The organism is Rhodococcus sp. B10, assembly GCF_011770055.1.
Taxonomy (GTDB): Bacteria; Actinomycetota; Actinomycetes; order Mycobacteriales; family Mycobacteriaceae; genus Rhodococcoides; species Rhodococcoides kyotonensis_B.
Genome location: NZ_JAAFYV010000043.1, coordinates 13,616 through 27,150 on the forward strand (window position 1 = coordinate 13,616; position 13,535 = coordinate 27,150).

Annotated in this window: 12 protein-coding genes; 10 read left to right on the forward strand and 2 right to left on the reverse strand. The window is 66.6% G+C overall.

Annotated features, from left to right (window positions below; all coding sequences use genetic code 11):
• Positions 1-33: 33 nt before the first annotated feature.
• Entirely contained in the window at positions 34-1,641 is a 1,608-nt protein-coding gene (locus tag RhoFasB10_RS22805; protein WP_157105393.1) for a TM0106 family RecB-like putative nuclease, read from the reverse strand.
• A gap of 108 nt (positions 1,642-1,749) precedes the next feature.
• On the opposite strand from RhoFasB10_RS22805, the gene RhoFasB10_RS22810 reads away from it, so the two are divergent.
• The 10 genes from RhoFasB10_RS22810 to RhoFasB10_RS22855 all read left to right on the forward strand — a co-directional run bounded on the left by RhoFasB10_RS22810 (position 1,750) and on the right by RhoFasB10_RS22855 (position 11,496).
• On the forward strand, positions 1,750-2,403 hold the full coding sequence (locus RhoFasB10_RS22810) for a DUF6474 family protein (protein WP_167678759.1): 654 nt from the start codon (positions 1,750-1,752) through the stop codon (positions 2,401-2,403).
• Between the two features lie 7 nt (positions 2,404-2,410).
• Positions 2,411-2,935 carry a hypothetical protein gene (locus tag RhoFasB10_RS22815; RefSeq protein ID WP_167678761.1) on the forward strand — a complete coding sequence of 175 codons (525 nt, stop codon included), beginning with the start codon at positions 2,411-2,413 and terminating at the stop codon, positions 2,933-2,935.
• Positions 2,936-2,980: 45 nt separating this feature from the next.
• On the forward strand, positions 2,981-3,646 hold the full coding sequence (locus RhoFasB10_RS22820) for a YcnI family protein (protein ID WP_167678764.1): 666 nt from the start codon (positions 2,981-2,983) through the stop codon (positions 3,644-3,646).
• Positions 3,643-4,161: a copper resistance CopC family protein gene (locus RhoFasB10_RS22825; protein ID WP_167678765.1), complete on the forward strand. Its 519-nt coding sequence runs from the start codon at positions 3,643-3,645 to the stop codon at positions 4,159-4,161. Before RhoFasB10_RS22820 ends, RhoFasB10_RS22825 begins: the two co-directional genes overlap by 4 nt.
• 2 nt (positions 4,162-4,163) lie before the next feature.
• Positions 4,164-5,084: a CopD family protein gene (locus RhoFasB10_RS22830; RefSeq protein WP_346764468.1), complete on the forward strand. Its 921-nt coding sequence runs from the start codon at positions 4,164-4,166 to the stop codon at positions 5,082-5,084.
• A 90-nt stretch (positions 5,085-5,174) separates the two neighbouring features.
• The gene (locus RhoFasB10_RS22835; protein ID WP_206031241.1) at positions 5,175-6,206 is read left to right on the forward strand and encodes an ABC transporter substrate-binding protein; all 1,032 of its coding nucleotides are present in this window, start codon (positions 5,175-5,177) and stop codon (positions 6,204-6,206) included.
• Complete coding sequence (locus tag RhoFasB10_RS22840; RefSeq protein WP_068429875.1) at positions 6,196-7,833, forward strand: iron ABC transporter permease; 1,638 nt, start codon at positions 6,196-6,198, stop codon at positions 7,831-7,833. The genes RhoFasB10_RS22835 and RhoFasB10_RS22840 overlap by 11 nt, the downstream gene beginning before the upstream one ends.
• Positions 7,833-8,885 (forward strand): ABC transporter ATP-binding protein, encoded by a 1,053-nt coding sequence (locus RhoFasB10_RS22845; protein WP_167678769.1) that lies wholly within the window; start codon positions 7,833-7,835, stop codon positions 8,883-8,885. The genes RhoFasB10_RS22840 and RhoFasB10_RS22845 overlap by 1 nt, the downstream gene beginning before the upstream one ends.
• Positions 8,886-9,067: 182 nt before the next feature.
• Positions 9,068-9,541 (forward strand): MarR family transcriptional regulator, encoded by a 474-nt coding sequence (locus RhoFasB10_RS22850; RefSeq protein ID WP_068429870.1) that lies wholly within the window; start codon positions 9,068-9,070, stop codon positions 9,539-9,541.
• 2 nt (positions 9,542-9,543) lie between these two features.
• Positions 9,544-11,496 (forward strand): MDR family MFS transporter, encoded by a 1,953-nt coding sequence (locus RhoFasB10_RS22855; protein ID WP_068429868.1) that lies wholly within the window; start codon positions 9,544-9,546, stop codon positions 11,494-11,496.
• 273 nt (positions 11,497-11,769) lie between these two features.
• On the opposite strand, the gene RhoFasB10_RS22860 is transcribed toward RhoFasB10_RS22855, so the two are convergent.
• On the reverse strand, positions 11,770-13,323 hold the full coding sequence (locus tag RhoFasB10_RS22860) for a succinic semialdehyde dehydrogenase (protein ID WP_167678772.1): 1,554 nt from the start codon (positions 13,321-13,323) through the stop codon (positions 11,770-11,772).
• Positions 13,324-13,535 lie beyond the last annotated feature (212 nt).

Here is a 13,535-nt window from a genome sequence, read left to right on the forward strand (position 1 = left end):
TCCATCGATGCCGTGGGGGGCGACGGCAATCCCTCACGCCTGCGCGCGCAACGCCTCCAGCGTCGGGATCTCGGCGTCCGCGCGGTCGGTCATCCACTCGCGCAACACCTTCGTGGCCTGTACGTCGTCCTCGTTGTACACCAGCAACCTCTTGCGCTGCGTGAGGTCCGGTTCCGCGTCGTAGCCGACGGCTTCCCGGTACCACCCCATCGACGCCTCGCCGCCCGCTTCGGGGTCACGCCACGTGAATCCGGCGACGGGAGCGATCTTCTTGAGCCCCTTGCCGTTCGGGCAGATGAACTGATCGCTGACCGCCTGGTAGATGTCGACCCACTGCTCGCTGTCGATGAACTCGCGGATCTCCGCCTCCGTCGGCACGCCGGGGACGTCGCCGAAGCGTCGCGCGGAATCGAGCAACCACTTGTCCTCGGCCTGACGCGAATAGCAGTACGCGGCAAAGGTTTTCCCCTGTGCAGCCGCGTCGGCGCGTACGGTCGTCAGCCACGACCAGAACTCGGCGAACGACCTGCCCTCGTCGACGGTGGGCAGCGGATCCCACGTCACGAACCCGCGATAGACGGGCTCGGGGCCACCCCGCTCGGTCAGCAGCGTGCCCCACAGGTACGCGCCGTGTTCCTGGTAGCTCTCCATGTCGACGTCGACCTCGACGTCCGCGCGATGCACGGTGACGTGCTCGGTCCGACGCAGCAGCGGAACGTCGGCCCGCCATGCCGCCGCAGCGGCCACGGCGTCGTCGAAACTGCCGAACGGCCAGTTCTCGGGCTCGGGGCCGTCCCAGCTCGCGAGCTCGTCGACGGTGTACACGTTCTGCTCGCGCAGCGCCTCGGCCCGTCCGCCCGACGCCACCAGACTGACGTCCCGCGTTGCCTCGAGCTGCGGCAGGCAGTCCGACCACCACGGGCACGCGCGGCATTCACTGACCTTCGACGGCACCGTGACGCTCTCACCCCGCGCGACGGCGAGGCGGTCCGCGAAACGCGAATCGTATTCTGCGAACACCGAATTCAGGTCGTGGACGAGGATGCACTCGGCGCGATATCCGATGGCACCGCCGGTGGCCGTCGGACTCGCGAGGCCCTGCGCGTCGAGCATTCGGTACAGGTGCGCGAGCCTGAGCTGGTCGCGCAGTTGACTGCGCACCTTGCGGGTCTCGTCGACGACGGGTGCCCATTCGGTCAGCGGCGACGTCGTGGCACCACGACCGGGGTCGGTGACCTTGTGATTGACGACGATGATCGGGATGTAGCCCTCGCCGGCCGGATCGAGCATCAGCAACTCACTGCGGCCGCGTCGACCTGCGTCTCGATCGAGGGGCAGCACCGCATTCCAGATCCACGGGGCGCCGCGCCGACACGCGTCCATCGTTCGATTCGCCGACGACGCTGCATCGGGCGCGTCGATGTCGACCCATCCGTCGAGTTGCGCCGACAGCGTCGACCGAATGGCCTCGCGATGCGCCTGCGCTGCCTCACGCCGTTGACGCACACCCGGATTCTCGGGTTCGTCACGCAGCAGGGCCGAATAGGCGGTGTCCAGATACAGTCGATGCCTGCACCGAGTGAGGCACCCGGCATCGATGAGTACCGATGCCTCGGTGCGCGTGGCGCGTCGACTGTTCACGGGCACGAGCCTATGTCCATACACCGACACCGGCTCCGGGCGCCACCCCGCAAGCGTTACGGATAGGCTGTCGTTCGTACGGAAATGCTGACGTAAGGGGCCTCGTCGATGGGTTTGTTCGGTAAGCGCAAGGGTCGTGCCACCCGCAGGGCCGAGGCGAAGGCGCTCAAACACAAGGCCGCCTTGGAAGCGAAGCTCGGCGCGAAGAACGAACGCAAGCAGCTGAAGTCCATCGCGAAGGCGCAGCGCAAGCTGAACGCCGTCGAGGCCAAGTCGCAGAAGAACGTCGAAAAGGCGCAGGTCGCGACGCTGAAGGCGCAGCAGAAGGCGGCGGCGCAGGGCTCGTTCAATGCAGCCCAGGTACGCAAGTACATCGGTATCGCACGCGTCCTCGTCCCGGTTCTGACGCCCATCGCCTATCGCGTGGCGTCGGTCGTTCGCGGCCGTCTGGACGATCGCAAGGCCACCAAACTCGGTGTCAGCCCGTCCGAGCTCGGCGAATTCACCGGCTACGGCGCGAAGCTCAGCGCACGCATCGCCGGCGCCGAGAAATCGCTCGCCCAGGTCACCGCGTCGCACTCCGGCGACGCGGAGACGCGCAAGTTCGCCGACGCCATCAGTCAGCGTCTGACCGACCTCGGCACCGCGGTGCGCACGTCCGAGCAGATGCCTGCTCCGCGTCGCAAGGCTGCACACCACGCCATCTCCGCCGAGCTGGACGGCATCGAAGCCGACCTGCTCGCGCGTCTCGGCGTTCGCTAGCCCCGTCATGACGTCGACGGCCTCCTCCCTCCGTGGCGGAGCCGTCGGCGCACTCGTCGTGTCCACCGCGGTCGCGGCGCACGGACTCGCAGGCGGCGGCTTCCCTGCCGGGTCGTCGTTCGTGTTCCTGGTGATCGTCGGCATCGGCGTCGGGACGCTGGTCGCCGTACCGAGTCCGAAGCACCGCCGAACCCACGCCGCACTGCTGCTCGGTGGGCTCGCACTCGGCCAACTCGCGGCGCACGTCGCGCTGACGGTCGGCAACGTTCACGAGATGGCGCACGGCCACTCGCTGTTGCCGAGCCCGCCGATGCTCGCGTTCCACCTCGTCGCAGCCGTCGTCGGCGGAGCACTCGTCCATGCCGCCGAGCGTCTCTACGGACCCATTACGTCGATCGTCCGTGCAGTCCTCGATCCCCCACTCCCCCTTCCCGACGCGTCCGTACCCGGCCGGGTCGGGGCTGCGGCCTATCTGCACGTTCCGCAGCGTCCGTTCACGACGACCATCTCGAGGCGTGGTCCGCCGAAGTAAGTGAACCTCCACTTCATTCACTTACGTCATCGAGAAGGATCCATCATGAACAGCTTCATTCGTCGTGCCTCGATCGTCGCGGGCGCCACGTCGGTCGCCCTCGTCGTCGGCGCGGGCGCCGCGTCAGCCCATGTGTCGGTCGTGGCCCCCGGCGCCGAGCAGGGTGGCTACACCGTCCTCACCTTCCGCGTTCCGACCGAATCGGACACGGCCGCGACCACGTCCGTGCGCGTCGAACTTCCCGACCTCAATTCGGCTCGCACACAACCGATTCCGGGATGGACGGCCACCGTCGACAAGAACGGCGACGGCCTCGCCACTGCCGTCACGTGGACGGCGCAGCCGGGATCCGAGGTCGGCCCAGGCCAGTTCCAGCAATTCCTGCTGTCCGCAGGCCCGCTGCCCGAGGAAGACACCGTGTCGTTCCCCGCCGTCCAGACCTACGACGACGGCCAGGTCGTCGAGTGGACGGAGGAGACGACCGGCAGCGAGGAACCCGAACACCCTGCGCCGATGCTCTCCCTGGCCGCCGCGAGCGGCTCCGAGCACGGCGGTCACGGTGCCGCCACCACGTCGGAGACCGGTACCGAAGCGTCGTCGACGTCTTCCTCGGACAACACCGCCCGCTGGATCGCAGGCGTCGCGCTCGTCCTCGGCGCGCTCGGTGCCGCACTCGGCCTCGGCGCAGCCATCAGGGGCCGCCGGTCATGAGGTCGCTGACAGTCACGCTGCTCGCGCTGGCGGCACTGATCCTCGGAGCGCCCGCAGCATCCGCGCATTCGATCGTCACCGGTTCGACACCCGAAGACGGTTCGTCCATCGCCGAGGGTCCCGCGCAGATGTCGATCAGTTTCAACGAGGTCCCGCAGTCGCAGTTCGCGACACTCAACGTCGTCGGCCCCGACGGCAACCTGTGGTCCAAGGGCGACCCGCGCATCGAGGGGCAGAGCATCGTCGTGGACGTCGGCGAACTCGGTCCCGTCGGCGACTACACGCTGGCGTACCGGGTCACGTCCGCCGACGGCCATCCGATCAGCGGAACCCGCACGTTCACGCTGACCACGGAAGGTTCGGGCACTCCTGGCGCTCCGGCAGACGCGTCGGCCGAGGCCGATTCCGAGGACGGCGGCGGCAGCATTGCGCTGTGGCCGTTCCTGGTCGTCGGCGGGCTGGTGTTCGTCGGCGCGCTGGTGTTCGCGCTGCGCAAGCCGAAGGGGAACGGCTGACCGTGTTCCGCCGGTGGTGGATCCTCGCCGCCGGCTGTGCCGCGATCGTCGGGGTGGGCGCAGCCTGGTTGCTCGCTCACCCCGAGGGGCCCGACCCGTCGTCGGTGCTGCGTGTTCTCGCGGACTGCCTGGGCGCCACCGCGCTCGGCCTGGCCCTGCTGCGGACCGACCTCTTTCCGGTTCGCAGCAGGCCGACGGTCTGGCGGTCGGCGGTCCTCGTCGGCGGCCTGTGGACCGTCGCCGAGGTCGCACTGCTGGTCACCGCTGCCGTCGAATCGTTCGGCGGCGGGATCGGCCGGCTGTCGATCGCGTCGTTCGGTACGTTCCTCACCGACATCACCGTCGGCCAGCTCGGTGTCGTCACGGTGCTGTGCACCACCGCTCTGTGCATCTACGCGCTCGTCGGATATCGCCGGGACCGCGACCTGTCGGCCGTGCCCATCGCCGTGCTCGCCGTCGTCGCACTGGTGGCGCGGCCGATCACCGGCCACATGTCCCAGCAGCTCTTCGGTGCCGTCTTCGTCGCCGTCCACACCGTGGCCGCCGCGGTGTGGCTCGGTGTGCTCGCCGCCATGACGCTGACGCTGCGCGCAAAAGGCGCATGGGCGCTCGCGTTACCCGTGTACTCGCGGCTCGCCTGGTGGTCGGTGTGGATTCTCGCGGCCAGCGGAACCGTCAACGCAGCGGTGAAACTCGGCGGGCTCGGCGGCCTCGTCGACACCGGCTACGGGCGCGTCGTGCTCGCGAAGACCGTGGTTCTCGTGGTCCTCGTCCTTCTTGCGCGACGCCTCCGCGCGACCTGGTTGGTCTCGGCCGCTGCGCATCGCACGTCGCAGGGCGAGTCGGTGATTCGCGCCGGCCTGCACATCTGCGTGCTGACCGTCGCGTTCGGACTCGCCGCGGCCTTGGCCACGACCGCCTAGCGTTCACGCGGGCGCTACTTCGAGTTCTCCGCGGGGTTGCCTACGCGCGACAGGATCGATGCTTCACCATCGGTTCTCGTAGGAGTTTTCTTGTCTTCCTTGCGTCGTCCCCTCGTGGGTGTTGTTGCGTCTCTCGCTGTGATCACCACCCTCGCTGCATGTTCCGAGCCCGCCGAACCCACCTCCGACGCGGCGTCGTCGGAATCCGCAAGCGGAACGCTGACGGTCTACACCTCCGAACCGCAGGCGAAGATCGACGCACTGAACGCCGAGTTCATGGCGGAGAACCCCGACATCGACGTCCAGGTCTACCGTGCAGGAACCGGAGATCTCAACGCGCGCATCGCATCCGAGCGTGAGACCGGCAAGATCGGCGCCGACGTCCTGCTCACCGCCGACGCTCCGACGTTCGAGGGATACAAGACCGACGAACTGCTGATGCAGTACACCCCCGCCGACGTCGCCGCGCTGAATCCCGACGTCGTCGACCCCGACGGCTACTACGTCGGAACCCGCATCATCCCGACGGTCATCGCCTACAACACCGGTGCCGTCACCGCGCCTCCGACGTCGTGGAAGGAACTGGCCGACCCGAAATACAAGGGCCAGATCACTCTTCCGAACCCGGACGTGTCCGGCGCAGCCGCGTTCAACACCGCGGTGTGGCTGAGCGAAGAGTCGTTGGGTCAGCCGTGGCTCGAAGGTCTCGTCGCCAACGAGCCGGTCGTGGCCGAGAGCAACGGTCCCGTCGGCCAGGCCGTCGCCGCAGGCACGCAGCCCATCGGAATCGTCGTCGACTACCTGGTTCGCGAGTTGGCGGCCAAGGGTTCGCCCATCGCGGCCTCGTATCCGAGCGACGGTGTTCCGTACATCTCCCAGCCTGCAGGCATTTTCAGCGACTCGGCGAACCCGGAGGCAGCGAAGAAGTACGTCGACTTCCTCGTCGGTAAGCGCGGACAGGAGATTGCCGTCGAGCAGCAGTACCTGCCGGTTCGCGCCGACGTCGGAACACCCGAAGGCGCACCGGCTCTGGGTGACCTGACCCTCCTGAACCCGGACCTGGCCGAGATCAGCGCATTCCAGCCCGAGGCTGTGAAGAGGTTCAACGAGCTTGTCGGTTAGGACTACGTTCTCGGGCGTCACCGGCCTCCGGATCGCCTTGTGGCTCGTCGTCGCGGCGGTAGTGCTGTTCCCGATCGGGGCGGTCGTCTCGATCGGGTTGGGCGGCAATCATATTCAGGAGTTATTCGACGCCGGAATCGTGGATGCGGCGATCAACAGCGCGGTCTCGTCGTCCGTCTCGGCCGCCCTCGCCGTGCTACTCGCCGTCGTCATGGCACTCGCTCTGGACAGGACGGATCTGCCGGGTCGATCGGTTCTGCGACTGATCCTGTTGAGCCCGTTGCTCATTCCGCCGTTCGTCGGCGCCATCGCATGGGCCGGCCTGCTCGGCCCGAGCGGCAGCGTCAACAAGTGGTGGGAATCGATGTTCTCGTCGCCGCTGTGGAACATCTACGGCGGCGACGGCGTGATATTTCTGTTGACGATTCACTCGTATCCCGTTGCCTACCTGATCGTCTCGGCTGCGGTGAAGCGAATCCCCGCGGAACTCGAACAGGCCGCGCGCATCTCGGGAGCGACGCCGTGGGCCGCGATGCGCGGAGTGACGCTACCGCTGCTACGCCCGGCGGCGGTCGCGTCGTTCACGCTCGTCGCGGTGTCGAACCTCGCCGATTTCGGCATTCCCGCCCTGGTCGGTCTACCCGACCGATACGTGACACTGTCGACGATGGTCTACCGCTTCATCCAGTCCGGCACCGTCGCCAAGCCACTCGAAGTGGTGTCGACGATCGGTATCGCGCTGTTGTTCCTCGCTGTCCTCGCCGTTGCCGTCGACCGTCTGTTGGCGGCGCGCAGTGCACACGGCATCGACGGCCCGACCACGTCGCTGCAGCGTCTTCCGCTGGGCCGAAGCAGAGTCGTCGCGGCCGTGGGCGCGTGGGTGATCGCGGCCGCGATCACGGTGCTCCCGATTCTCGCGCTGGCGACGCAGGCGCTTCTCCCTGCGCCCGGAATTCCGCTGACGTGGGACAACCTGACCCTCGACAACATCACCTCCGCCGTCACCGCGCCGGGAACCCTTGTCGGGATCCAGAATTCGGTGATGCTCGCGGTGTCGGCCGCGGTGATCTGCGGCGTCGTCGGCCTCGCCCTCGGTGTACTGACGACGCGTACCGCATCACGCGACAATGTCGGCCTCGACCTGGTCGCCATGCTTCCCCAGGCAATTCCGGGGTTGGTCATCGCCGTCGGGTGGCTGATCGTCGGACGGTACACCGGCCTGTTCGACACACGCTGGGTCATTCTGTGCGCCTACGTCATGGCGTTCCTGGCGATCGTCGTCCAAGCCGTACGTGCACCGTTGACGTCGACGCCGATCGCGCTCGAGGAGGCCGCGCGGTCATCCGGCGCAACACCGGTACGCGCCTTGTACGACGTGCCGTGGAAGATGGCGATTCCCGCTGCCGTCACCGGGAGCGTTCTCGTGGCGCTGACCGCGGTTCGAGAGTTGACGATGTCCGTCCTGCTCGTCGCGCCCGGCACGCAGACCCTCGGCGTCTCCATCTTCAACCTCCAGCAGGCGGGTGACTACAACGCCGCCGCCGCACTGTCCCTACTCGTCGCGCTCGTCGGACTCGCAGGTCTCGGTCTGGTCGCGGGAGCAACCGATCGAAAGAAGCGCGCCTGATGTCCTCGATCACGCTGAACGACGTCCGTTTCGACTATCCCGGTGGCACAGCAGGTTTGCGTGACATCGACCTGACGATCGCCGACGGCGAATTCCTCGCACTGGTCGGGCCGTCGGGATCGGGAAAGACGACGCTGTTGCGTACCATCGCAGGCTTTCTGGAGCCGTCGTCGGGCACCGTGACCATCGGCGGTGACGTCGTCGCCGGACACGGTCGACCGGTGCCACCCGAGGACCGCCGACTCGGCATGGTCTTTCAACAGCATGCATTGTGGCCGCACCGCAGCGTCGGCAAGAACGTGTCGTATCCCTTGGAACTGGACGGGGTTTCACGGGCCGACCGCAGGAAACGCGTCGCCGACGCGTTGTCGCTGGTCGGCCTTCCGGGGCTCGAAGCGCGTGATCCGGCGACACTCTCGGGCGGGCAGCGTCAGCGAGTTGCGTTGGCACGCGCGCTCGTTCGCTCCCCACGGGCACTCCTGCTCGACGAGGCCCTGGCCGCACTCGACGAACCGCTGCGTGACCGCCTGCGTCTCGAGCTCCGGTCTCTCACTCGCGCTGCGGGATTGACGGTCGTGCACGTGACGCACGATCGCAACGAGGCACTGGCGCTCGCCGACCGCGTGGCCGTTCTCGACGGCGGACGCGTCGTACAGATCGGGACGCCCGAGGAGCTGGTCCAGACGCCGGCCACGTCGTTCGTCGCACAATTCCTGTCCGACGCCAACCTGATCGACGGCGTCATCGACGACGGTCGCTTCCACGCCGACGGCCACCCGATCGAGATCGGTGCCGACCTCATCAAGGGCAGGGCTGCCGGTCGCGGGACGTTGGCGGTTCTGCCGTCGGACATTTCTCTGAGCGCCGGGTCGCCCCACGACTGCTGCGCGGGGGTCGTCACGTCCTCGCTGTTCGGTCGCGACGCCAGCGACGTCGTCGTCGAGTCGCACGGTGTCACCTTTCGCTGCTCGGTGCGTGGGCGTCGGCCCGCGGTGGGTGACGAGGTCACCATGACCGTGCGACGCGGCATCTTCGATCCGGCTACTGCTTGAGGGTTCGCCCCCTTTCGACATCGATGGACCGTGGCAACCGTCTGACCGTTGCCACGTGACATCGATGCGTCGGTCTGTGCGGTCGATGTGACCCACGAGATAGGTAAAATAGTTGTTTACCTCATCTATCCACATATATGGTTGCGGACAGCAAGTAATTGATCGTGACCGTTGGAGCCCTCATGGCAGTACGAACAACCACAGCCGAGGCGTTGGTCGAGGAGGTTTTCCTCTTCGGACGAGCGTTGAAGAACGCCGTGACCACCGGAGATGAGAGCTCACCCCTGCCGCAGGCATTGACCGGAGTACTGGCCATCCTGGCGACCGAGGGTGAGTGCAGACAGACCGACCTGGCCAACAGGCTCTGCGTCAGCCAGTCCGCCCTCAGCCGGCAGATCGCAGACCTCGTCGACCTCGGATACATCGACCGAACACCCGATCCCGACGACAAACGCGCATCCCGCGTCTGCGTCTCCGACGAAGGCCGGCAGAAGTTGTCCGCCATCTGGGACAGACGAGCCAGACGATTACGGGAGATGTTGAGCGACTGGAGCGAAACCGAGGCAGTCGATGCCCTCGAATCCATTCGCAAACTCAACACCACGTTCAACGACAACGCTCACGACGCAGCACACTTGAAACTGATTGCGAGATAAGAATGACCACCACCGAAGCGCCGCCCAATCTTCAGGCGTCCGAACCGGACGCGATGTCCCACCGCGAAATCCTCGAAGCCCTCACCGGCCTGCTGGCAGCACTGTTCACCGCGCTGCTGAGCACCACGATCGTCGCCACCGCGCTGCCGACGATCATCGGCGACCTGCAGGGATCCCAGACCGCATACGCCTGGGTCATCACCACCGCGCTGCTCGCCAACGCGGCGTCGACCCCCATCTGGGGCAAGCTCGCCGACCTGTTCAACAAGAAAGTCCTCGTCCAGACGGCGATCGTCATCTTCGTCATCGGCTCGGTCATGGCCGGATTCGCGCACAACGTCGCAATCCTGCTGGTGGCACGCGTCATCCAGGGCATCGGCATGGGCGGTCTGACGGCACTCGTCATCGCCATCATCGGCTCGATCGTCTCCCCGCGTGACCGCGGTCGATACTCCGGCTACACCGGTGCCGTCATGGCAGTGTCCATGTCCGGCGGCCCGATCCTCGGTGGCGTCATCGTCGACAGCCCGCTGGGGTGGCGCTGGTGCTTCTTCGTCTGCGTGCCGCTGGCCGTCATCGCCCTCGGACTGCTGCAGAAGACGCTGCACATGAAGACCGAACGCAAGGACGACGTCTCCATCGACTGGATGGGTGCGCTGCTCCTCACCGCAGGCGTGTCCGTCCTGCTGGTCTGGGTCTCGTTCGCAGGCAAGGCCGACTACTACGCATGGATGTCGCGTGAATCCGCCATCCTCGTCGGCGTCGGTGTGCTGCTGCTCGTCCTGACCGTCATCGTCGAAGCCAAGGTCAAGTCGCCGATCATCCCGCTGAAGATCGTCACCGAACGCACCACCGGGCTCGCCATCATCGCGTCCATCGCAGTCGGCGTCGGCCTGTTCGGTGCGACGACCTTCCTGGGCCAGTACTTCCAGACCGCCCGCGGCTACTCCCCGACCGAAGCAGGCCTGCTGTCACTGCCGATGGTGGCCGGAATGCTGGTCGCCACAGTCGGATCCGGACAGCTCATCACCAAGTTCGGTAAGTGGAAGCCCTTCATCGTCATCGGTTCCGTCCTGCTGATCGTCGGCTTCATGCTGCTCGGCACTATCGACCACGAGACGAGCCTGTGGGTCGTCGGCGGATTCATCACCATCGTCGGACTCGGCACCGGCATGCTGATGCAGAACCTCGTTCTCGCAGTGCAGAACACGGTCAGCGTGCACAACATCGGTGCCGCGTCGTCGACCGTCGCGTTCTTCCGTACCTTCGGTGGCGCGATCGGCGTCTCCGTCCTCGGATCGCTGCTCGCCACCCGCGTCGGAACGTTGTCGCAGAGCGGCCTTGCCGAACTCGGTATCGACAGCTCGGGCAGCGGCGGTGGATCGCTCGACCTCGGTGCACTTCCGGCCCCGGTCGCGCTGGTCATCCGTACCGCCTACGGTGACGCCACCGGACGCATCTTCCTCATCGCCGGGTTCGTCGCGATCATCACGCTGCTCGCGGTTCTGTTCATCCCGAACCGCCCGCTGCGCAAGACGATCGACATCGCTCAGGCACCGGCAGCCGACGAGGAAGTCGCAGAAATCCCGTCGTTCGGCGAGGCACGTGAGTACCTTGCACCCGAGCGCGACATCGTAGGACGCCACGAAGCACCCGCAGGATCGGCACCGTTCGAGGGACTCAGCACCGACGCACGTGATCGACTGCTGAACCTTCTCCTGCCGGAGCCCAAGGACACCCTGCAGGCACTCGACGAAGCCGAGGCCATCCGCGCAGAGGTCGTCGCCCTCCAGCAGGAACTCGACGCGAAGATGCTCGACTTCGACGCGGTCTGCGAACGACTCCGGCGCCTGGGCCTCAGCGAGGACCAGATCGCCCGGGTACTCGGCGACGCCCACATTCCGGATCCGCACCACTTCGTGCACTCGGAACTCAACGGCCACCGGGTCAACTAGTTCCACCCACGACGAAGCCCGCACACCTCGGTGTGCGGGCTTCGTTGGTTTCGCCGTCGCCGCCGCTCTGAAGTGACCGAATGTCACATACGGTCACTCAGAGTGACCGAAGGACGCCCTCGCTAGTGTCCGGCCCGCCGATTGACCGAATGACCCCCTCGCTCACTCAGAGTGACCGAAGGACGCCCTCGGTGGTATCCGCCCGCGCCCAAGTGTCCGAAGGTGACATTCGGTCACCCGAGCGCCAGCGACAGGACGCCCCGACACCCCGCCCTACCGACCCGGCAGGTACTTGAGCGCTTTGACGAACGGGGGCATGATCTTCGCCCATACCTTGGGCGAAAGTCCGCGCGGCCCACCGAGGTTGAGCAGACGCGTCGTCGCGATGGTCTGCGATTCCGTGTACTTGAGCAGACCGTCGGCTCCGTGTCGACGACCCATGCCGGAGACCCCCATGCCGCCCATCGGAGCAGCCGTCGTACCCCATGCGGGCGCGTAACCTTCGTCGACGTTCACTGTGCCGGAATGCAATCGAGCAGCGATGGCCTCGCCCTGAGCTTTGGTCTTCGCCCAGACGCTGGCGTTGAGTCCGTAGTCGGTGTCGTTGGCCTTCGCGATGGCTTCCTCGACGTCGGCCACCGGATAGATCGACACCAGCGGACCAAACGTCTCGTTGGCCGCGCACTCCGCGTCCTCGGGCACATCGGTCAGCACGGTCGGCTCGAAGAACAGCGGTCCGAGGTCGGGGCGCGCATTGCCGCCCGCAATGACCTTGGCGCCCTTGACCTTTGCGTCGTCGACGTGCGCCGAGACGGTCTTGACCTGATCTTCGGAGATGAGGCTGCCCATTTCGATGCCGAACTCATAGCCCGGCCCGACCGTCATGTCTTTCACACGCTGCCCGAACTTCGCGGTGAACTCGTCGGCGATGGACCGCTCGACGTAGATGCGTTCGATCGAGATGCACAGCTGGCCGGAGTTGGAGAAGCAGGCACGCACGGCCGCGTCGGACACCTCTCGGAGATTGGCGCCACGGGCGACGATCATGGCGTTCTTACCTCCGAGCTCGGCGGAGAAACCGATGAGGCGACGCCCCGCTTGCTCTGCGAGATGCTGGCCGGTCGCGGTGGATCCGGTGAACATGACGTATTCGGTGTTCTCGACGATGGCGTTTCCGACGACCGATCCCGGACCGGGCACGACGGCGAAGAGGTCACGCGGCAACCCGGCCTTGTACAGCAGCTCGACGCACGCCAGCGCGCAGTAGGGGGTCTGCGAATCCGGCTTGAGGACGACGGCGTTGCCCGCCAACAGCGCGGCGATCGCGTCGGATACCGCAAGGGTCATCGGGTAGTTCCACGGCGAGATGACGCCGACGACGCCCTTCGGCTGGTAGTGCACGGTGGTCTTGGTCAGCACGGGCAGCATGCCGGTGACGCGCTTCGGCGCGAGCAACTTCGCGGCCGTCCGTGCGTAGTGACGCGACGTCATCGCGATGTCGAGCACTTCTTCCTGGGCCGCGGCGCGCGACTTGCCGGTCTCGGCCTGCGCCATGTCCATCAGCTCGTCACGGTGGGCCAGCACCAGGTCGCGGTATCGATGGAAGATCTCGGCGCGCTCGGAGACCGGACGCTTGGCCCACGCCTTCTGTGCGACGCGTGCGCGAGCGATCGCTGCGTGCACGTCCTCGGCGGTGCCGACCGGGATGGTAGCGAGCTCCTTGCCGGTGAACACCTCCGTGATGGACTTCGTCGCCCGTGCGTCGACGTCGGTGATGGCGGACAGTTCGGCGAGCCGCGAGAAGGTCGCAGCGCTCGGAGCTGGCATTTTGCACCCCTACTGGTGAGTAGTTCTTCGAGTTACAGACAAACTACCCCCTCGGTGGCTCGGATCACAGCGTGCATCTCGAACGGGTGGGCGCCGTGTACCGGTTTCGGTCGTCCGGCGGCGGGATCCCGCGCGGAGCGCAACGAGACTGGAACACCACGCCCACGCCGAACCATGTGGCACCATGGGCCACGGTCTTTCCTAGGCGTCGG

Coding starts and splice junctions, on each gene's coding strand:
- RhoFasB10_RS22810 (WP_167678759.1), top strand. CDS start 1,750: ATGGGTTTGTTCGGTAAGCGCAAGGGTCGTGCCACCCGCAGGGCCGAG.
- RhoFasB10_RS22815 (WP_167678761.1), top strand. CDS start 2,411: ATGACGTCGACGGCCTCCTCCCTCCGTGGCGGAGCCGTCGGCGCACTC.
- RhoFasB10_RS22820 (WP_167678764.1), top strand. CDS start 2,981: ATGAACAGCTTCATTCGTCGTGCCTCGATCGTCGCGGGCGCCACGTCG.
- RhoFasB10_RS22825 (WP_167678765.1), top strand. CDS start 3,643: ATGAGGTCGCTGACAGTCACGCTGCTCGCGCTGGCGGCACTGATCCTC.
- RhoFasB10_RS22845 (WP_167678769.1), top strand. CDS start 7,833: ATGTCCTCGATCACGCTGAACGACGTCCGTTTCGACTATCCCGGTGGC.
- RhoFasB10_RS22850 (WP_068429870.1), top strand. CDS start 9,068: ATGGCAGTACGAACAACCACAGCCGAGGCGTTGGTCGAGGAGGTTTTC.
- RhoFasB10_RS22855 (WP_068429868.1), top strand. CDS start 9,544: ATGACCACCACCGAAGCGCCGCCCAATCTTCAGGCGTCCGAACCGGAC.
- RhoFasB10_RS22860 (WP_167678772.1), bottom strand. CDS start 13,323: ATGCCAGCTCCGAGCGCTGCGACCTTCTCGCGGCTCGCCGAACTGTCC.